At 73.6% G+C, this 18,485-nt stretch carries 21 protein-coding genes; 14 read left to right on the top strand and 7 right to left on the bottom strand.

The genetic code is table 11. The features are described 5' to 3' along the window. From ACWC9T_RS18375 to ACWC9T_RS18430, 12 genes are all read left to right on the top strand, one after another. Positions 1-301, top strand: a 301-nt coding sequence (locus tag ACWC9T_RS18375; RefSeq protein WP_449822075.1) for a DUF5947 family protein, incomplete at its 5' end; no start/stop codon positions are given. Further along, positions 298-972, top strand: a complete 675-nt coding sequence (locus ACWC9T_RS18380) for a DUF6084 family protein (protein WP_449822076.1) — start codon at positions 298-300, stop codon at positions 970-972. The genes ACWC9T_RS18375 and ACWC9T_RS18380, both read left to right, overlap by 4 nt. Continuing rightward, a complete protein-coding gene (locus tag ACWC9T_RS18385; protein WP_449822077.1) occupies positions 969-2,339 on the top strand; it encodes a hypothetical protein in 1,371 nt (456 codons plus the stop codon). The genes ACWC9T_RS18380 and ACWC9T_RS18385 overlap by 4 nt, the downstream gene beginning before the upstream one ends. Before the next feature lie 64 nt (positions 2,340-2,403). Further along, positions 2,404-2,910, top strand: coding sequence for a hydrogenase maturation protease (locus tag ACWC9T_RS18390; protein ID WP_449822078.1), 507 nt, complete (start codon positions 2,404-2,406; stop codon positions 2,908-2,910). Then, on the top strand, positions 2,904-3,008 hold the full coding sequence (locus ACWC9T_RS18395; RefSeq protein WP_387933688.1) for a DUF6893 family small protein: 105 nt from the start codon (positions 2,904-2,906) through the stop codon (positions 3,006-3,008). The genes ACWC9T_RS18390 and ACWC9T_RS18395 overlap by 7 nt, the downstream gene beginning before the upstream one ends. Before the next feature lie 116 nt (positions 3,009-3,124). After that, on the top strand, positions 3,125-3,472 hold the full coding sequence (gene hypA, locus ACWC9T_RS18400) for a hydrogenase maturation nickel metallochaperone HypA (RefSeq protein ID WP_449822079.1): 348 nt from the start codon (positions 3,125-3,127) through the stop codon (positions 3,470-3,472). 64 nt (positions 3,473-3,536) lie between these two features. Continuing rightward, entirely contained in the window at positions 3,537-4,265 is a 729-nt protein-coding gene (hypB, locus tag ACWC9T_RS18405; protein WP_449822080.1) for a hydrogenase nickel incorporation protein HypB, read from the top strand. After that, complete coding sequence (gene hypF / locus ACWC9T_RS18410; protein WP_449822081.1) at positions 4,262-6,580, top strand: carbamoyltransferase HypF; 2,319 nt, start codon at positions 4,262-4,264, stop codon at positions 6,578-6,580. Before hypB ends, hypF begins: the two co-directional genes overlap by 4 nt. 6 nt (positions 6,581-6,586) lie before the next feature. After that, complete coding sequence (locus tag ACWC9T_RS18415; RefSeq protein ID WP_449822082.1) at positions 6,587-6,880, top strand: HypC/HybG/HupF family hydrogenase formation chaperone; 294 nt, start codon at positions 6,587-6,589, stop codon at positions 6,878-6,880. After that, positions 6,877-8,001 carry a hydrogenase formation protein HypD gene (gene hypD / locus ACWC9T_RS18420; protein WP_449822083.1) on the top strand — a complete coding sequence of 375 codons (1,125 nt, stop codon included), beginning with the start codon at positions 6,877-6,879 and terminating at the stop codon, positions 7,999-8,001. Before ACWC9T_RS18415 ends, hypD begins: the two co-directional genes overlap by 4 nt. A 7-nt stretch (positions 8,002-8,008) precedes the next feature. Continuing rightward, entirely contained in the window at positions 8,009-9,079 is a 1,071-nt protein-coding gene (gene hypE, locus ACWC9T_RS18425) for a hydrogenase expression/formation protein HypE (protein ID WP_449822158.1), read from the top strand. Between the two features lie 88 nt (positions 9,080-9,167). Further along, complete coding sequence (locus tag ACWC9T_RS18430) at positions 9,168-10,592, top strand: phytoene desaturase family protein (protein WP_449822084.1); 1,425 nt, start codon at positions 9,168-9,170, stop codon at positions 10,590-10,592. A 7-nt stretch (positions 10,593-10,599) separates the two neighbouring features. Here the strand turns inward: ACWC9T_RS18430 and ACWC9T_RS18435 are convergent, their stop codons facing one another. Both ACWC9T_RS18435 and ACWC9T_RS18440 read right to left on the bottom strand, forming a co-directional pair. Continuing rightward, entirely contained in the window at positions 10,600-12,225 is a 1,626-nt protein-coding gene (locus tag ACWC9T_RS18435; RefSeq protein ID WP_449822085.1) for a protein kinase domain-containing protein, read from the bottom strand. Positions 12,226-12,588: 363 nt separating this feature from the next. Beyond that, positions 12,589-12,945: a hypothetical protein gene (locus ACWC9T_RS18440; RefSeq protein WP_449822086.1), complete on the bottom strand. Its 357-nt coding sequence runs from the start codon at positions 12,943-12,945 to the stop codon at positions 12,589-12,591. A 319-nt stretch (positions 12,946-13,264) separates the two neighbouring features. On the opposite strand from ACWC9T_RS18440, the gene ACWC9T_RS18445 reads away from it, so the two are divergent. Then, positions 13,265-14,014, top strand: a complete 750-nt coding sequence (locus ACWC9T_RS18445; protein ID WP_449822087.1) for a DUF885 family protein — start codon at positions 13,265-13,267, stop codon at positions 14,012-14,014. On the opposite strand, the gene ACWC9T_RS18450 is transcribed toward ACWC9T_RS18445, so the two are convergent. The 3 genes from ACWC9T_RS18450 to ACWC9T_RS18460 form a co-directional block, all read right to left on the bottom strand. Next, entirely contained in the window at positions 13,899-14,516 is a 618-nt protein-coding gene (locus tag ACWC9T_RS18450) for a LysE family translocator (protein WP_449822088.1), read from the bottom strand. The genes ACWC9T_RS18445 and ACWC9T_RS18450 overlap by 116 nt on opposite strands. 766 nt (positions 14,517-15,282) lie before the next feature. Then, positions 15,283-16,119, bottom strand: a complete 837-nt coding sequence (locus tag ACWC9T_RS18455) for a PIG-L family deacetylase (protein ID WP_449822089.1) — start codon at positions 16,117-16,119, stop codon at positions 15,283-15,285. After that, entirely contained in the window at positions 16,112-16,309 is a 198-nt protein-coding gene (locus ACWC9T_RS18460) for a hypothetical protein (protein WP_449822161.1), read from the bottom strand. Before ACWC9T_RS18460 ends, ACWC9T_RS18455 begins: the two co-directional genes overlap by 8 nt. 76 nt (positions 16,310-16,385) lie before the next feature. On the opposite strand from ACWC9T_RS18460, the gene ACWC9T_RS18465 reads away from it, so the two are divergent. Further along, positions 16,386-16,883: an IPT/TIG domain-containing protein gene (locus ACWC9T_RS18465; protein ID WP_449822159.1), complete on the top strand. Its 498-nt coding sequence runs from the start codon at positions 16,386-16,388 to the stop codon at positions 16,881-16,883. 8 nt (positions 16,884-16,891) lie between these two features. On the opposite strand, the gene ACWC9T_RS18470 is transcribed toward ACWC9T_RS18465, so the two are convergent. Both ACWC9T_RS18470 and ACWC9T_RS18475 read right to left on the bottom strand, forming a co-directional pair. Further along, entirely contained in the window at positions 16,892-17,581 is a 690-nt protein-coding gene (locus ACWC9T_RS18470; RefSeq protein WP_449822090.1) for a phosphonatase-like hydrolase, read from the bottom strand. 4 nt (positions 17,582-17,585) lie between these two features. Beyond that, positions 17,586-18,347 (bottom strand): GntR family transcriptional regulator, encoded by a 762-nt coding sequence (locus ACWC9T_RS18475; protein ID WP_449822091.1) that lies wholly within the window; start codon positions 18,345-18,347, stop codon positions 17,586-17,588. Between the last annotated feature and the right edge of the window lie 138 nt (positions 18,348-18,485).

Genomic DNA, 18,485 nt, shown 5'->3' on the forward strand with positions numbered 1-18,485 from the left:
CCCCGGGCCGGCCGGCGCCACCGAGAGCGAGGTGGACGAGCAGGCCTGGGAACGCGCCCTCGGCACCAGCCGGCTGGCCGCCGCCCTGGAACCGGACGTGGAGGCGCTGCTGCTGCGCCGCACCGACCGGAACGTCGCATGCTTCCTGGTTCCGATCGACGTCTGCTACGAGCTGGTCGGCCGGCTGCGGCGGTGCTGGCACGGCTTCGACGGCGGGGCCGAGGCGCGGGCCGAACTCGACGCCTTCTTCGAGCGCTTGGCAGCCCGGGCCCGTCCGCTGCGCGCGGAGGTGACGGCATGAGTGAACAGAGTGAACGAACCATCGGAAGGTGCGCGCTCGGCTTCACCTGCACCGGCGTCCGGTCCGACCCGTACGCGGCCGCGCCGACCCTGGTGTTCCGGCTGCGGGTCACGGCGCCGGCCGACACCCGGGTGCACGCCCTCGCCCTCCAGTGCCAGCTGCGGATCGAACCGGGCCGCCGGTCGTACGCCGCCGCCGAGGGTGAGCGCCTGACCGACCTGTTCGGCGAGCGGGAGCGCTGGGCGTCCACGCTCAACCCGATCCAGTTCGCCACCGTGCCGCTACTGGTGCCCGGCTTCACCGGGGAGGCCGAGGCCGACCTGGCGGTGCCGTGCAGCTACGACCTGGAAGTGGCCTCCGCCCGCTACTTCCGGGCGCTGGACGGCGGCGGGGTGCCGCTGCTGCTGCTCTTCTCCGGCACCGCCTTCGCCGGCCCCGGCGGCTTCCAGGTCACCCCCGTGCCCTGGGACAAGGAGGCCCGGGTGCGGATGCCGGTGCGGGTCTGGCGGGAGGCGATCGACCAGCACTTCCCCGGATGCGGCTGGCTGCGCCTGCCGGACGACGTGATGGACGACCTGCTGACCTACCGCTCCCGGCGGGCCCTGCCCTCCTGGGAGGCGACGCTGCGCGAACTGCTCGCGGCGGCGGCGATCGAGGAGGGCGTCCGGTGAGCGGCTTCCCCGACGGGATCGAGCGCGCCTTCGCGGCCGCCCGGCAGATCGCCGACGCGGTGCTGCTGGAGGGCTACGTGCTCTACCCGTACCGCGCGTCGGCGGCCAAGAACCGGCTGCGCTGGCAGTTCGGCGTCCTGGTGCCGCCCGAGTACACCGCGCAGGGCGGCGAGCACTCCCACCAGCGCACCGAGTGCGTGATGGAGGCACGCCCGGACGACCGGCTGGCGGTCGAGCTGCGTTTCCTGCGCGTGCAACGGCGAACCGTCGAACAGGCCACCGTCACCGGCGGGTTCGAGCCCGTGGAACGGCTGGAGCTGGCCGACCGGGTGCTCGTCGAATGGGACGAGGGCGTCGAGGAGCGAATCGAACTCCTCTTGTCGGTCGATGAGTTGAGCGGCGAAGGAGTGCAGCGGGGGTTCCGGCTGCCGGGCGTCGGCGGGACGGAGCTGCTGCACGAGCACGGCACCGCCGTCGGGCGGCTGGTGCGGCGGCGCGAACAGGTCGACGGCCTGGTGCGGGTGAGGGCGGAGGAACTGCCCGGCCCGTACCGGGCGCAGCGCCTGACGGTGGTGGTGGAGAACGCCTCCGCCTGGACGCCGGACCTGCGGGCCGGTCGCGAGGAGGCGCTGCCGCGCTCCCTGGTCTCCGCCCACCTGCTGCTCGGTCTGGAGCACGGCCACTTCCTGTCGGTCACCGATCCGCCCCAGTGGGCCCGGCCGGCCGTCGAGCGGTGCCGCAACGAGCGCACCTGGCCCGTCCTGGCCGGACCGGACGGCGACCACCAGGTGATGCTGTCCTCGCCGATCATCCTGGAGGACCACCCGCGCGTCGCCCCGGAGAGCCTCGGCACCCTGTACGACGCCACCGAGATCGACGAGATCCTGGCGCTGCGGACGGCGGCCCTGACCGAGGGCGAGAAACGGGAGGCCCGCGGCACCGACGAACGGGCCGGGGCCGTGATCGACCTGGCCGAGTCCATGCCGCCCGAGGTGCTGGAGCGCCTGCACGGCGCCATCCGCGGGCTGCGCGAGGTCACCGGCACCGCCGGCGACGCGGAGCAGCCCTGGTGGGACCCGGGCAGCGACCCGCAGGTCGACCCCGAGCGGGACCGGGTGCTGGTCGACGGCCACCCGGTCGGCGTCGGCAGCCGGGTGCTGCTGCGGCCCGGACGGCGGCGCACCGACGCCCAGGACCTCTTCCTGGACGGGCGGACCGGCGTCGTGGAGGCGGTGCTGCACGACGTCGACGGCTCGGTGCACCTGGCCGTCACCGTGGAGGACGACCCGGGCGCGGACCTGTGGCGGGCCCAGGGACGCTTCCGCTACTTCCAGCCCGACGAGGTCACCCCGCTGGAGGAGTCGTGAGCGAGCGAGCCGTTGAGAGGTGCGCGTTGCGCGAAGCGCCCGGCGAGCGGAGCGGGGTGGGTGCATGAGCGGCGGGAAGGTGCTGGTCGCCGGAGTGGGCAACATCTTCCTCGGCGACGACGGGTTCGGGGTCGAGACCGTCCGACGGCTCTCCGCCCACCCTCTGCCGGACGGCGTCGAGACGGTCGACGTCGGCGTGCGCGGCGTCGACCTGGCGTACCGGCTGCTCGACGGCTACCCGACCGCCGTCCTGGTGGACGCCACCTGCCGCGGCGGGGCGCCCGGCACGGTCTACCTCATCGAGGCGGCCGCCGAGCCGCTGGAGGCGCCGGTGCTGGACGGCCACCGGATGGGGCCGGACGCCGTACTCGCGCTGCTCGCCACGCTCGCCGCCGGGACTGGCGGCGAGCCGCCCGGGCGGGTGCTGGTGGTCGGCTGCGAGCCGGCGTCGCTGGAGGAGGGCATCGGGCTGAGCGAGCCCGTCGCCGCCGCCGTCGAGGAGGCGGTCCATGTGGTCCTGCGGGTCGTGAACGGGGCCACACAACCGGAGAGGGAGACAACACCATGCTGAGGAAGCTGTTCTGCGCGGCCCTGCTGGCGGGGATCGGCGCGCTGGTCTGGCAGAGCCTGCCGGATCTCAAGCGGTACCTGAAGATCTCGCGGATGTGAGGCCCGGATTGCTGCGAACGGTGCAGCCCCAGGCGCGGTGGCGGCGCGGCTTCGAGCCGTGGCCGCCACCGCGCCCTGTAATGGGGCGCGTTGCCGCCCGCCGTGGGAAGGGACCGATGCACGAGATGTCGATCGCCGCCGCCGTCGTCGAGCAGGTGGACGAGGCCGCGCGCCAGCACGGGGCCCCCGGGGTGACGCGGGTGCGGCTGCAGGTGGGCGAGCTGGCCGGGGTCGTCCCCGAGGCGCTCGACTTCTGCTTCGAACTGGCCTGTGCCGGAACGCTGGTGGAGGGCGCGGTGCTGGACACCGAGCCCGTTGCGGCGCGGGCCCGGTGCGCGCCCTGCGCCCTCGAGTGGGCCGTCGGCATGCCGCCGGACCTCGGCTGCCCGAACTGCTCCGGAGGCGGCGGCGTCGAGCTGCTGTCCGGGCGCGAGCTCCAGATCCTCGACGTCGAGTGGGCCTAGCGGGCGTGTCTGCAGGACACGCCCCGGCGCCCCGACGTCCGGGCCCAACAGAAAGGCTGACGCGATGTGCCAGACGGTCGACCTCCGCCGGGCGGTCCTCGCCCGCAACGACGACAGCGCCCGCGAACTGCGGGCGGCGCTGACCGCCCGGGGGACGGTGGCGGTGAACCTGCTGTCCAGCCCCGGCAGCGGCAAAACCGCCCTGCTGGAGGCCGAGTTGGGGCTGGCCCGGCAGCGTGGGGTGCCGGTCGCCGCGCTTACCGCCGACCTGGCCACCGAGAACGACGCGCTGCGGCTGGCCCGTTCCGGCGCGCCGGTGAAGCAGGTGCTCACCGACGGGCTCTGCCACCTGGAGGCGCGGATGCTCGCCGGGCACCTGGACGGCTGGCTGCCGCAGGACTGCCGGCTGCTGTTCGTGGAGAACGTCGGCAACCTGGTCTGCCCGGCCTCCTACGACCTCGGCGAATCGCTGCGGGTGGTGCTGGCCTCGGTGACCGAGGGTGAGGACAAGCCGCTCAAGTACCCGACCGCGTTCGGGCTGGCCAACCTGGTGCTGGTGACCAAGGCGGACCTCGCCGCGGCGGCCGAGTTCGACCGGGCGGCGTTCCTGGCGAACGTCCAGCGGGTCAACCCCGGGGTGGAGGTGGTGCACACCTCGGCCCGCACCGGCGACGGCGTCGGGGCGCTGCTGGAGCGGGCCCTGTCCGTGCTGGACGGCGCCGAGGTGCACCGGCCGGTGATGGCGGCCCACTCGCACGGGGCGCACCACGACACGGTGCAGGCGCCGCGGTGACGGCCGGTCACCCGGAACCCGACCGCGAGCGGCGGCGGGTCGCCGTCCGCGGACTCGTCCAGGGGGTCGGCTTCCGGCCGTTCGTGTTCACCCTGGCCGGCGAACTCGGGCTGGCCGGCAGCGTCACCAACACCGGCGAGGGCGTCCTGGCCGAGGTCGAGGGCAGCCCGGACGCCCTCGACGCATTCTGTCGACGGGTGGCCAGCGACGCGCCGTCGCTCGCCCGGGTCACCTCGGTGGAGCACGCGCCGCTCGCCGCCACCGGCGCCACCGGCTTCACCATCGCCCCGTCCCGGGCCGACGGCCCCCGTACCCCCCTGATCCCGCCGGACGTCGCCGTCTGTGCCGACTGCCTGGCCGAACTCGCCGACCCCGCCGACCGGCGCCACCGGCACCCCTTCATCAGCTGTACCAACTGCGGTCCCCGGCACACCATCGTGACCGGCCTGCCGTACGACCGCGCCAACACGACCATGGCCGGCTTCCCGATGTGCGCGGACTGTGCCCGGGAGTACGCCGACCCCGCCGACCGCCGCTTCCACGCCCAGCCCGTGTCCTGCCACGCCTGCGGGCCGCGCCTCGCGCTGAACGTCCCCGGGACCGCCGGGCGGACGGGGGAGGAAGCGCTGACGGGGGCCCGCCGACTGCTGGCCGACGGGGCGGTCCTCGCCGTCAAGGGCCTCGGTGGCTACCACCTCGCCTGCGACGCGCGCGACGCCGGAGCCGTCGCCCTGCTGCGCCGGCGCAAGCGGCGCGGCGACAAACCGTTCGCCCTGATGGCCCCGGACCTCGCCACCGTCGAGGGCCTGCTGCCGGTCGGCCCGGTCGAGCGGGAACTGCTCACCGGACCGGCACGGCCGATCGTCCTGCTGCGCCGCCCGGGTGGGTTCGCCGCGGAACTCCCGGCGGTCGCCCCCGGCAGCCCCGACCTCGGGGTGATGCTCCCGTACACACCGCTGCACCACCTGCTGCTCGCCGCCCCCGGGCCGGACCTCCTGGTGATGACCAGTGCCAACCTCTCCGGCGAGCCGATCGTCACCGACGACCGGGAGGCGCTGAGCAGGCTCGCCCCGCTCGTCGACGCTTGGCTCGGCCACGACCGGCCGATCCACGTGCCCTGCGAGGACTCCGTGGTGCGGGTGGTCGACGGCGAGCAGCTGCCGCTGCGCCGCTCGCGCGGATACGCCCCGCTGCCGCTCCCGCTGCCGGTGCCCGTCCGGCCGGTGCTGGCGGTCGGCGGTGACCTTAAGAACACCTTCGCGCTGGCCCGCGACGGCTACGCCTGGCTGTCCGGGCACATCGGCGACATGGACGACCTGGCGACGCTGCGCGCCTTCGACCGCGCGGTCGAGCAGCTCGGCACGGTCAGTGGGGTGCGGCCCGGCCTGCTCGTCGCCGACCGGCACCCCGGCTACCGCTCGGTCCGGCACGCCGAGCGGACCGCCGCCGGCCGGCCGGTGCGCCGGGTGCAGCACCACCACGCCCACATCGCCGCGGTGATGGCCGAACACGGCCTGGACGGCGGTCGGGCGGTGCTCGGGGTGGCCTTCGACGGCACCGGCTACGGCGAGGACGGCGCGATCTGGGGCGGCGAGGTGCTGCTGGCCGACTACGACGGGTTCCGCCGCCTCGCCCACCTCGGGTACGTGCCGCTGCCGGGCGGTGACGCGGCCGTCGAACGCCCCTACCGGACGGCGCTCGCGCACCTGCGGACGGCCGGGCTGCCCTGGGCGCCCGGGCTGCCGCCGGTTCAGGCCTGCCCGGAGGAGGAACTCCACTTGTTGGAGCGGCAGTTGGCGCGCGGGCTGAACTGCGTGCCGACCTCCAGCATGGGCCGGCTGTTCGACGCGGTGTCCTCGCTCGCGGGGGTCTGCCACCGGGCCGGCTACGAGGCCCAGGCGGCGATCGAACTGGAGGCGGCGGCCGCTGAGTTCGGCCCGGCGGCGGGCTACGGGTTCGGACTGTCGCCCCGGGAGGACGGCTGGATCGCCGACCCCGGGCCGGTGCTGGCCGGAGTCGTGGCGGACGTGGCCGCGGGTGCTTCCGCGGGGCTGGTCGCCGCGCGCTTCCACAGTGCGGTGGCCGACCTGGTCCGGCGGATCTGTGCGGCCGCCCGGGAGCGCTACGGCACCACCACGGTGGCGCTCAGCGGCGGCGTCTTCGCCAACGCGCTGCTCTCCTCGGGCTGCGCGCGCGGCCTCGGGGAGGACGGCTTCACCGTACTGCGGCACCGCCGGGTGCCGCCCAACGACGGAGGGCTGGCGCTCGGCCAGCTGATGGTGGCCGCCCGGTCGTCGGTCACCCGGGAGGAGTGAGAGCGGATGTGCCTGGCAGTGCCCGGCAGGGTGACGGAGATCGGGGAACGTGACGGGACCCGGATGGCGGTCATGGACTTCGGCGGGGTGGTCAAGGACGTGTGCCTGGAGTACCTGCCCGACCTTCAGGTGGGGGACTACGCGATCGTCCACGTGGGCTTCGCGCTCCAGCGCCTGGACGAGGAGTCGGCCCGGCGGACCCTGCAGCTGTTCGAGGAACTCGGGCTGCTGCAGGAGGAGTTCGGTGACCCGTGGGAGGCGGCCGGGGCGGAGCGAGGGACTGAGGAGGCCGGACGGTGAAGTACCTGGAGGAGTTCCGCAACCCCGAGCTGGCCGAGGGGCTGCTCGCCGACATCAGGGCGACGGTCACCCGGCCGTGGGCGCTGATGGAGGTGTGCGGCGGCCAGACGCACAGCATCATTCGGCACGCCATCGACCAACTCCTACCGGAAGAAGTCGAGTTGATCCACGGGCCGGGCTGCCCGGTGTGCGTCACCCCGCTGGAGGTGATCGACCGCGCGCTGGCGATCGCCGCCCGGCCGGAGGTGATCTTCTGCTCCTTCGGGGACATGCTGCGGGTGCCCGGCACCGACCGGGACCTGTTCCGCGTCCGCGGCGAGGGCGGCGACGTCCGGGTGGTGTACTCGCCGCTCGACGCCCTGCGGATCGCCCGGGAGAACCCGGACCGGGAGGTCGTCTTCTTCGGCATCGGCTTCGAGACCACCGCCCCGCCGAACGCCATGGCCGTCCACCTGGCCAGGAAGCAGGGCCTGCGCAACTTCAGCATGCTGGTCTCGCACGTGCGGGTGCCACCCGCCATCGACGCGATCATGGACTCGCCGGACTGCCGGGTCCAGGGTTTCCTCGCCGCCGGGCACGTGTGCAGTGTGATGGGCACCGCCGAGTACCCGGCGCTCGCGGAGCGCCACCGGGTGCCGATCGTCGTCACCGGCTTCGAGCCGCTGGACATCCTGGAGGGCATCCGGCGGACCGTACGGCAGCTGGAACGCGGCGAGCACGCCGTCGACAACGCCTACCCGCGCGCCGTCCGGCCCGAGGGCAACCCCGCGGCCCGCGCCATGCTGGCGGACGTCTTCGAGGTGGCCGACCGCCCCTGGCGCGGCATCGGCGTCATCCCGCGGAGCGGCTGGCGGCTCTCGCCCCGCTACCGGGACCACGACGCCGAGCACCGCTTCGACGTCGCGGGAATCGCGACCAGGGAACCGGCCGAGTGCCGCGCCGGCGAGGTGCTGCAGGGACTGCTGAAGCCCCACCAGTGCGAGGCCTTCGGCACCGTCTGCACCCCGCGCACCCCGCTCGGCGCCACCATGGTCTCCAGCGAGGGGGCCTGCGCCGCGTACTACCTCTACCGGCGGCTGAGCACGCCGATCACGCCTCAGGAGGCGAGTCCCGTTGGCTGACACCGAGATGCTGGCGGAACCGTCGGCCGCGCCCGACTTCTCCGGCTGGAGCTGCCCGCTGCCGCTGCGCGACCACCCCCGGGTGGTGATGGGGCACGGCGGCGGCGGGGCGATGTCCGCCGAGCTGGTGCAGAACCTCTTCGCGCCCGCGTTCGGCGGCCGGGCGCTGGCGGGGCTCGGCGACTCCGCCGTCCTGGAGCTGGGTGGCGCCAGGCTCGCCTTCTCCACCGACTCCTACGTGGTGCGGCCGTTGTTCTTCCCCGGCGGCTGCATCGGCGACCTCGCCGTCAACGGCACGGTCAACGACCTCGCCATGAGCGGGGCCCGGGCGGCCTACCTGTCCAGCGGCTTCATCCTGGAGGAGGGGGTGGAGATGGCCGTGGTGGACCGGGTCGCCCGGGCCCTCGGGGCCGCCGCCCGCACCGCCGGGGTCGAGGTGGCCACCGGGGACACCAAGGTGGTGGAGGCCGGGCACGGGGACGGCGTCTACCTGAACACCGCCGGCATCGGGCTCGTTCCGGCCGGGGTCGACATCCGGCCGCAGCGGGCCGTCCCCGGCGACGTGGTGATCGTCAGTGGGCCGATCGGACTGCACGGGGTGGCGATCATGAGCGTCCGGGAGGGCCTGGAGTTCGGGGTCGAGGTACGCAGCGACAGCGCGGCGCTCGGCGGCCTGGTCGGGGCGATGCTCGCCGCCACCCCCGACCTGCACGTGCTGCGCGACCCCACCCGGGGCGGCCTGGCGGCGGCGCTCAACGAGATCGCGGCGGCGGCCGGGGTGGGTGTGGTGCTGAGCGAACGCGCCGTGCCCGTGCCGGATCCGGTGGCCAACGCCTGCGCCGTACTGGGCCTGGACCCGATGTACATCGCCAACGAGGGCAAGCTCGTCGCCTTCGTCCCGCGCGGCGAGGCGGACGCCGTCCTCGCCGCCATGCGCGCCCACCCGCTCGGCGCGGAGGCGGTGGTGATCGGCGAGTGCGTCGCGGACCACCCCGGGATGGTCGTCGCCCGCACCGGCTTCGGCGGCACCCGGGTGGTCGACCTGCCGATGGGCGAGCAGTTGCCGCGGATCTGCTGACGCCGCCAGGGAGGCAGGGCATGAGCGAGCTCGTCATCGGAAGGTGCGCGTTTCGCGAAGAGACCGCCGAGCGTGGCGAGGTGGGCGCTTGAGCGAGGCCGTCGTCGTCGGTTCCGGGCCCAACGGGCTGGCCGCGGCGGTCACGCTCGCCGGGCACGGCCTCGCCGTCACGGTGCTGGAAGCCGCCGAGGAGATCGGCGGCGGCGCCCGCAGCGGCGAGGCCACCCTGCCGGGCCTGCTGCACGACCACTGCTCGGCGGTGCACCCCTTCGGTGTGGCCTCCGCCCTGCTGCGCTCTCCCGACCTCGCCCGGCACGGACTGGAGTGGGCCTGGCCGGAAGTGGACCTGGCGCACCCGCTGGACGGCGGGGACGCGGCCGTGGCGGTGCGCTCGGTCCGGGAGAGCGCCCGCGCGCTGGGGCCCGACGCGGCCACCTGGGAGCGGGTGTTCGGCGGGCTGAGCGCGGACTTCGACGCCCTCGCCGAGGACGCCCTGCGCCCGCTCCTGCGGCTGCCCCGGCACCCGGTGATCCTGGCGGGCTTCGGCCTGAAGGCCGTCCAGCCGGCCACCCTGCTCGCCAGCAGCTGGCGCACCGACCGGGCCAGGGCCCTGTTCGCCGGCGCGGCCGCGCACGCCTTCCAGCCGCTGGAGCGGCCGCTGACCTCGGCCGTCGGCCTGATGCTGCTCGCGGCGGCGCACCACCGCGGCTGGCCGGTCGCCCGGGGCGGTTCCGGCCGGATCAGCGGCGCCCTGGCGGCCCGGCTGGTCGAACTCGGCGGACGCATCGAGACCGGGCGGCCGGTGCGCTCGCTGGCCGAGTTGCGGCCGTTCCCGATCGTCCTGCTGGACCTCGCGCCCGGCGCGGCGGCGGACCTCTGCGGCGGCGAACTGCCAGCGCGGGTGCGCCGCGCGTACCGCCGCTGGCGGCACGGTCCGGCGGCCTTCCGGATGGACTTCGCCGTCCAGGACGGTGTCCCGTGGCGCCACGAGGGCTGCCGCCGGGCCGGCACCGTCCACGTCGGCGGCACCCTGGAGGAGATCGCCCACGCCGAACGGGAGACGGCCCTCGGGCGCATGCCCGCACGGCCCTTCACACTGGTGGCGCAGCAGTACCTCGCCGATCCCGGCCGCTCGCGCGGCGACGTGCACCCGGTGTACGCCTACGCCCACGTGCCGCACGGCTACGAGGGGGACGCCGCGGAGGCGATCCTCGCCCAGATCGAGCGGTTCGCGCCCGGCTTCCGCGACCGGGTGCTCGCCACGGCCGTCACGTCGACCGGCCGGCTGGCGCGCGAGAACGCCAACTACGTCGGCGGGGACATCTCCACGGGAGCCAACACCGCGCTGCAGACCGTGCTGCGCCCGCGCGCCGCGCTCGACCCGTACGCCACCGGCATCCGCGGTGTCTACCTCTGCTCCGCGGCCACCCCTCCCGGGGCCGGCGTGCACGGGCTGTGCGGGCTTCAGGCCGCGCGTTCCGCGCTCCGGCACGCGGGCATCGCGCCGCTTTGAACGCGGGTCAGGAGCCGCGGGGGTAAGTGCGCTTGGTGGTGCCCTTCGGGTCCGTCTCCAGGTAGCCGGTGCCGTAGTCGTCGGCGAGGTAGAGCTTGATGGTGGGGGTGCCGTCGAACATGTCGGAGTTGATGAGCAGGTAGCGCGTTGTCGGCTGGGGGACGTTCAGGGTGGCCTGGGCACGCTGGAGCAGGCCGGGTATGACGTCCCAGCTGTACTGCTGCAGGTCGATGGGCTTCTCGTCGCCGATCAGCTCTCCGCCCGCCTCGCGGGTGATCTTGCCGTCGCGGATCGTGATCCGGTCGTAGAGGTTGGGGCCGGCCGAGGTGGGGACCTCGGCGATGGCGTACTCCGGGTAGACGGTCAGCTCGAAGACCTTGTTGCCGGACAGGTAGGGCTGCAGGGTCGTGACGGTGCGGCGCACGCCGTCCGGGTTCAGCAGGTTCGTGTCGGCGGTCGAGCCGGGCACCGCGGTCGGCGAGGCAACGGAGGACGGTGCGGTCGTGGGCGGCAGGTCGTCGGACACGGTGCTCGTGGCACCGGTCGTGGCGCTCGGGGCCTTGGACACGCCGGCATCCGCGTCGGTGCCGGACCGGTTCAGGTAGAGCGCCCCGGCGCCGGCGAGCACCACGGCGCCGGCCGCCACCGCGGCGACCGTGACGCGGCCCCGGCGGGACGTTGACGTGGCAGGCGAGGCGCCCGTCGTCGGGGGTGCCGGGAAGCCGGTGGGTATGCGGTCGTGCGGCGTCGGCCGGACGGGGTGGGCGGCCGGGGCGAGCGGGAAGGTCTCGGGCTCGTACTCGGCCTGCTCCAGCGCCCGGTCGAGCTGCTCGGCGTCCGGGCGCAGTGCCGGGTCCTTGCCGAGCAGGGCGACCAGCAGCGGCCCGAGCCGCCCGGCCCGGCTCGGCGGCGGCAGCGGCTCGTCGAGAACGGCGGCGAGGGTGGCCAGTGTGGTCGCCCGGCGCAACGGGTGGTGGCCCTCGACGGCGACGTAGAGCAGCATGCCGAGCGACCACAGGTCGGAGGACGGGTTGCCCTCCTGACCGCGGATCCGTTCCGGTGCGATGTACTCGGGCGAGCCGATCAGCGCACCGGTCGCGGTCAGGGCGGTGGCGTCCTGGACGGCTGCGATGCCGAAGTCCGCGAGCACCGGGGTGCCGTCGGGGCGCAGCAGCACGTTGCCGGGCTTGACGTCCCGGTGCTGGATGCCGACGGCGTGGGCGGCGCGCAGCGCGGACAGCACGCCGCGCCCGATCCGCGCGGTCTCCGCCACGCCGAGCGGGCCGTCGGCCAGCCGGTCGGCGAGGCTGCCACCGCTGACCAGCTCCATCACCAGCCAGGGGTGGGGGTGGTCCGGGCTGTCGACGATATGGTGGATGACCACGACGTTGGGGTGCTGGATCCGGGCGAGCGCCCGGGCCTCGCGCAGCACCCGCTCGCGCAGCTCCCGCACCCCGTCCGGGTCGGCCGCGGCCATCGCCGGGTCCGACGGGCGGACCTCCTTGAGTACCACTTCGCGGTGCAGTGCGTTGTCCCGGGCTCGCCAGACCAGGCCCATGCCGCCGCCACCGAGCTGCTGAAGCAGTTCGAAGCGCCCGTCGACGAGGCGTCGTTCCGCCCCAGCTGTGTTCATGGCGGTCATCGTAGGAGATCCAGGGGACGGTTCCGGACACGAGAGGGCTTCACCGAAACGGGCTCCCGGCCGGTCGTACACCGGCCGATCCGCTCCCGGCGCACCCGTCGGTTCGCTTCGGTGTGCGGGCCTGTTCACCTGATTCCGCCGAGGAAGCCGGGGCTTCGGGACTCCGTTGGGAAATCCGCAAACCGGTGATGACGGAGCCGTTCGGACTGCCGTGATCGTCCTTGGTCGATCGAGGGTGGGGACTGGATGTCGTTGGAGCCGCGGGCTGATCGCGGGGTGCCAGAGCTGACCGCGCGGATGGTGCGGGCTTCGCGCAACTCGTCAGGCCCACGGCCAAGCGCAAACCCGGGATCGTCAGTTCCGGGTGGTTGACTCCCGGCTCTCGCGGGCGGCGGAGGCTGCCCAGGCGACGCCGATCACGACGGCCAGCGCCAGCAGGACCACGCCGATCACGATGGCGGTCCAGCCCCCGCTGGTGAGGCTGTCCAACTGCTGCCGGTAGGTCGAGTCGTGGGGCTCGGGCATGCCCTCGCCGTAGGCATGGGCGGCGCGGGGGTGGCAGACGTCCCCGGGCGACATGGGCCGGCCGTAGCAGGTCGGCACCGCGGTGTGCAGCTTGTGGACGCCGATCAGGACCAGGCCGGCGCCAGCGGCGAAGAGTACGAGCAGGATCAGCACCTCGACGGACCCCCCGGTTGCGCTGTCCCGCACGGCGTCGGGTCGGCGGGCGTACGCACGTTCCGACGCGCGGTACGCCCCGGACGGTTCCGCTGTCCCGTTCCGGCCCCCAGCTTGCTGACAGGGCCTCGCCCGGTGCGTCAGCATGGGGGCAGCTGGCCCGGAAGACACTGGCCGCGGTCGACGCCGCCGAGCGGAGCACCGGGATCCCCGAGGACGCCGCGGAACGGGACTGCGCCCGGCTGCTGCGGGAGCGGCTGACCGCGGAGCTCGCCGTACACGAGACCGGGGACCGGTTCCGTCAGCTGCGCAACGTCAACTCGCCGCTGCACCAGGTGCGGGCGTCTTCACCATGATGCCCACCGACACGGAGGAGAACTGGGCGGCCGTCGCCGGGCGGCTGCGCAGCGTGCCCGGCGCGCTGGACGGCTACCGGGCGAGCTCGGCCGAGGGCATCCGCCGCGGGCTGCTGTGCGCGCCCAGGCAGGCCCGGGCGGTCATCGCGCAGCTCGACGCCTGGACCGGCCGGAACGGCGGCGCGAGCTGGTTCACCGGCTTCACGGCGGCCGGCCCCGCCCGGCTGCGGCCCGAGCTGGACACCGCCGCGGAGCGCGCGACCGCCGCGGCGGCGGCCTTCCGGGACTGGCTGTGCGACGGCTATCTGCCCGCCGCCGGCGGCACCCCAGACGCCGTCGGCCGTGAGCGCTACCTGCGCTCGGCCCGCTGGGCCAACGGCGCCGACATCGACCCGGCCGAGGCGTACGCCTGGGCCTGGGAGGAGTTCCACCGGACGGTCGACGAGATGGCGGCCGAGGCCGACCGCGTCCTCCCCGGTGCCGGGGCCCGGGCCACCATGGACCACCTCAACACCGACGGCCACGCGATCGAGGGCGAGGAGAACATCCGGGCCGTACAAGACACTCCCCAGGTCCGCCGAGTACGGGGTTGTGGCCCGGGCACCCGAGCCCGGGCCACAACCCCGGGGGTCAGTGCATCAGCGCGAGCCGGACGCCGAAGCCGATCAGCAGCGCGCCGGTCACCCGCTCGATGCGGCTACGCACCCGCGGGCGCCGCAGGAACGCGCCGATGCGGTCGACGGTGACCGTGTAGAGGCTGAACCAGAGCAGGTACAGCACCACGAACACCGCCGAGAGCACGAGCGCCTGGCCCAGTGTGTGGCCGGTGGTGGGGAGGAACTGCGGCAGGAAGGTGACGAAGAACAGCGCCACCTTGGGGTTGAGCGCGTTCGACAGGAAGCCCTGCCGCAGGTACACCAGCCGGTTGTTCCCGGCCGCCGCCGGTGCCGTCGCGTCCGCCGCGCCCTTCGCGGACTGTCGGGCCGCGCGCAGGGTCGCGATGCCCATCCAGACCAGGTACAGCGTTCCGACGGCCTTGAGCGCCGTGAACGCGACGGCGGAGGCGACGAGCAACGAGGACACGCCCAGCGAGGCGGCCGACACGTGCACGCTGAGGCCCAGCATGCCGCCGAGCGTGGTGTAGAGGCCGGCGGTCCGACCGCCGACCAGGGCATTGCGGGTGATCAGCGCCTGGTCGGGGCCGGGGATCATGATGAGGATGAGCGCGGCGACGATGAACGTCAGCATGCCGCCGCCCGGGCGAAGCCACCGCAGGTGTTCTGTTTGATCGTCATCTTGCCTCTCCGTTCAGCTGGTTGGGGCATGGTGTGATCTCGACTGACGCAACCGGGGCGCGCCATCCTCACGTTACTGATCACATGAGACGAGGGTGGGGTATGGAACTGGCGTCCGCTCAGGAGGCTTTGGCGGCAAAGCCGTTCAGCGCGTCGACGATGGCGGGGAGCGGCTGCTCGCGGCCGTCTACCGGGCGTCCGCACACCTCCACCGGGACCTGACGGCTGCGGAGCGCCGCCATGTCCTCGCCGTGGACGCGGCCCGCTTCGGCGCCCGGGACTGGGCGGCCCGCTTCACGCCGGTCCAGCCGGACGGCGACCCCGGAGCGCGCTGGCCGGTGTCCTGGGCGACCGGCTCGGAGGTGGACCCACCGCTGCCTCGCCGTGCTCACCGGCGGCCCGGGCGAGGTCTTCTCCACGACCGCCGCCGAGTTGGCGCCGCTGACACTCCCGGTGCCGGGGGCCGGGTCCGGGACGGGGCTCGTGCCTCAACGGGTCCGCTGCCAGGATCGGTATCGTACGTCCTCCCTCGTACGAGCGTGCTGGAGTGTGAGCGTGAGCCGGTGGCCCGACGGAGTCACTATTGGTCGCGAACTCTTCGCCGTACGCTCTGACTCCCGTCCCCGCGCCCGGATCGCCGCACAGGGTGAAGACCCGTCGGGCGGCCTGTCATGGCTGCCCGACGGGTCTTCAGGTCAACGGACGGCTGCGCCGGCGGGTCAGCGCAGGCCGGCGAAGAGGTCGGTCTCGGGCACGGCGGCGTCGGTGGTGTCCTGGACCCGGACGAAGGTCTCCACGCCCATCAGCTCGGTGAACCTCTCCTTGCCCATCCGCAGGAAGAAGATGTTCTCGCCCTGGCTGGCGTGCGCGGCCAGGGCGTCGAACTTCTGGCTGCCGAACTCGGTGATGTCGACCCAGGTGGTGATCTCCTCGTCGGGGAGGCCGATCTCGGGCATGGCCTCGGCCTCCTCCGCCGGGTCCGGCGCATCCCAGTCGGCGCCGAGCTCGCGCATGGCCTCGCCGAAGCGCTGCATCATCGAGCGCGGCGCAGTCGTCCAGTACACCTTCGGCGTCATCCCGCTCAGCTCCAGCGCCGCCATGGTGATGCGGTTCGCCTGGATGTGGTCGGGGTGGCCGTAGAAGCCGTTCTCGTCGTAGGTCACGACCACGTCGGGCCGGTAGCGCTGCAGCAGTTCGGCGAGGCGGGCGGCGCCCTCCTCGACCGGCGTCCGCCAGAAGGAGCCGGGAGCGTCGTTGGCCGCCCAGCCCATCATTCCGGAGTCGGCGTAGTCCAACATCTCCAGGTGGCTGATTTTGAGGACGTCGCAGCTCGCCTGGAGCTCCTGACGGCGCATCTCGGCGACGGCCGCCGGGTCGTGGCCGGGCTCGCCCGGCTTGACGCCGCCCGGCCCGTCACCGCAGGCGCCGTCGGTACAGGTGACGAGGACCGTACGGAAGCCCTCCGCCGCGTACCGGGCCAGCACACCCCCCGTTCCGGTGGCCTCGTCGTCGGGGTGGGCGTGCACCGCCATGAGCGTCAAGGGCCGGTCAACCATGAAAACCATCCTCCGGTCTGAAAAGTGTCCGGCCCGAGTCTGCGCTACCCGGGCTGTCGATGGCCAGCGAAATCAGGACGAGGCCGTGACCGTGCTGGACTACGAAGTGTTTCAGTTCGGACAGCGTGGTCGACTTCGGCCAATTCGCCTGTACCAAGAGCGACATCGACCCCTCCGGCATCAGGATCACCGCTCAGGTCCCCAACGGAACCGGCGTCGTCCACGTCCGCGTCACCAACACCCTCGGCACTTCCCCGGCCGTCGCGATGGGGCAGTTCGCCTATGGCGGACCCGCACCTGTGGTGGTCAGTGCGGTCAGCCCGACCAGCGGAAAGGTCGGCACCCCGGTCACCATCAGCGGCTCGGGCTTTGTCGATGGCGCCACCGTGCACTTCAAGGACAAGGCATCCGATTCGGTCAAGTTCGTCCCCACCGGCCCAGATCACCGCAACCGCGCCCGGTCAGCTCGACGACCACCAGACGGTGAACATCACCGTGACGGTCGGCAGGGCCACCTCTCCCCCCAGCCCGGCCGACGAGTTCACCTACACCGGACGGTAGCGTGTGCCCGGACGCGGGATCGCCGCAGGACCGTTCGCCCTGCGGCGAGCAGGTCATGGAGCTGTGCGGCACGGCCGAGCAACTGCCGGGCGCGACCAGGTGTTTGGAACCCCGGAGAGACCGGGGCCGGGATGAGTCGAGGCACCGATGTGCCAGACGCGGAAGCTGCCGAGGGTGGACGCCATTCCCGGCGGCTCCTGTGACGGTCGGATCAGACGGCGGGCCGGGCCTCCGGAAGCGACGGGATGTCGGCGACGCTGTCCAGCACGTGGGTGTGCGGGTGCCCCTCGAAGTCGCCGCGGGTGAGCCCCCCGGTCAGGACGCCGATCACCACACCGGCACCGGCGTTGGCGCCGGCCTGGACGTCGACGGCGGTGTCGCCGGCGGCCAGCACCCGGCGGGTGTCGATGACCCCGGTCTTCTCCATCGCCCGGTGGATCATGTGCGGCGCCGGACGCCCGCGCGGGACCTCGTCCGAGGTGACCACCGCGTCGAGGTTGCCGCCCTCGCCGGTGGACCAGCCAAGCGACTTCAGCAGCGGGTACGCGACGTCGCCGCTGAAGCCGGTGGTCAGGGCCACCTTGATGCCGCGTCGGCGCAGCTCGGCGAGGGCGTCCTCGACACCGGGGATGGCCTGCGGCGGGGTGGTCCGGTAGGCCTCGCGCAGGAACTCGCGGAAGGCCGCGTAGCGCTCCTCGACCAGCTCCGGGGTCGGGGTGCCGCCGCCGATGCGGACCAGGGCGGCGATGGCCTCGCGCTTGTCGGTGCCCATCCAGGTCTGGAGGTCGGCCTCGGTGACGGGCACCCCGGTGCCCTCGACGGCGGTGCGCAGGGCCCGGTAGACGGCACCGGCCTCGTTGACGGTGGTACCGGCCATGTCCAGGGCGGCGAGCTCGATCACGCTGTCAGTCCTCTTCGGTGCGGTAGCGGCCGATGACGGTACGGCCATTGATGGTGTTCTCGATGGTGAAGGTGGCCATGGCGGGCAGGTAGCGGTCGTCCGCGTCCTCCAGCGGCACACCCTGGCTCGACGTCGTGAGCCGTCGTACGCGCAGCAGTGGGTCGCCGACGGTGATCCGCAGGAGCTCGGCGTCGCTCGGCTCCGCGGCGACGGCGTCGATGGTGTGCCGGGCGTGGTGCAGGTCGACGTCGCGGCGCAGCAGTTCCTCGTAGACGGAACCGGTGTCCGGGTCGAAGTCGAACAGGATGCGGCCGACCTCGTGGACGAAGGTGGAGCGCTCCAGCATGGCCGGAACGCCGTCCAGCAGCCGCAGTCGCACCAGCTCGACGACCGGCTCGCCCTCGGTGAGGCCCAGCCGGGCGGCGGCCTCCGGGGTCGCCCGGCGGCGGGCCACCTCGACGGTCGTCTGCCCGGGTTCGCGGCCGATGGTGCGGGCCCACTGGGTGAAGGAGAGGAAGGTGCCGAACGGCTGGGAGGGGGCCGAGCGCCGGGCGACCGGCGGCTTCCCGCGGCCGCCGACCAGGCTGCCCTCGCGGCGCAGCATGGCCAGCGCCTGGCGGACCGGGCCGCGGGAGGCGCCGAATTCGGCGCAGAGCTGCGACTCGCTGGGCACCGGCTCACCCTCGGGCCACTCGCCGGACTCGATGCGGCGCTGGAACTCGGCGCCGAGCCGTTGGTGGAGAGGAAGCTCGTCACTTGTCTTCACAAGCCGACTATGACACTCCGGGGTGGAACTTCTCAAGGCGGGGCCCACCTGCTCGTCTGCCCGGAGAGCCGTTGGGCCCCGGTGTTCGTCGAGCGGATGAACAGACGGTAACTTGTACAGACATCTATTGACGTTGAT

This window comes from Kitasatospora sp. NPDC001159, from assembly GCF_053598235.1.

Excerpts from the sequence above, each read along its gene's own strand:
- ACWC9T_RS18380 (WP_449822076.1), top strand. The coding sequence starts at position 298 with ATGAGTGAACAGAGTGAACGAACCATCGGAAGGTGCGCGCTCGGCTTC.
- ACWC9T_RS18390 (WP_449822078.1), top strand. The coding sequence starts at position 2,404 with ATGAGCGGCGGGAAGGTGCTGGTCGCCGGAGTGGGCAACATCTTCCTC.
- ACWC9T_RS18395 (WP_387933688.1), top strand. The coding sequence starts at position 2,904 with ATGCTGAGGAAGCTGTTCTGCGCGGCCCTGCTGGCGGGGATCGGCGCG.
- hypA (WP_449822079.1), top strand. The coding sequence starts at position 3,125 with ATGCACGAGATGTCGATCGCCGCCGCCGTCGTCGAGCAGGTGGACGAG.
- hypB (WP_449822080.1), top strand. The coding sequence starts at position 3,537 with ATGTGCCAGACGGTCGACCTCCGCCGGGCGGTCCTCGCCCGCAACGAC.
- ACWC9T_RS18415 (WP_449822082.1), top strand. The coding sequence starts at position 6,587 with ATGTGCCTGGCAGTGCCCGGCAGGGTGACGGAGATCGGGGAACGTGAC.
- hypE (WP_449822158.1), top strand. The coding sequence starts at position 8,009 with ATGCTGGCGGAACCGTCGGCCGCGCCCGACTTCTCCGGCTGGAGCTGC.
- ACWC9T_RS18435 (WP_449822085.1), bottom strand. The coding sequence starts at position 12,225 with ATGAACACAGCTGGGGCGGAACGACGCCTCGTCGACGGGCGCTTCGAA.
- ACWC9T_RS18445 (WP_449822087.1), top strand. The coding sequence starts at position 13,265 with ATGATGCCCACCGACACGGAGGAGAACTGGGCGGCCGTCGCCGGGCGG.
- ACWC9T_RS18450 (WP_449822088.1), bottom strand. The coding sequence starts at position 14,516 with ATGCTGACGTTCATCGTCGCCGCGCTCATCCTCATCATGATCCCCGGC.
- ACWC9T_RS18455 (WP_449822089.1), bottom strand. The coding sequence starts at position 16,119 with ATGGTTGACCGGCCCTTGACGCTCATGGCGGTGCACGCCCACCCCGAC.
- ACWC9T_RS18465 (WP_449822159.1), top strand. The coding sequence starts at position 16,386 with ATGGGGCAGTTCGCCTATGGCGGACCCGCACCTGTGGTGGTCAGTGCG.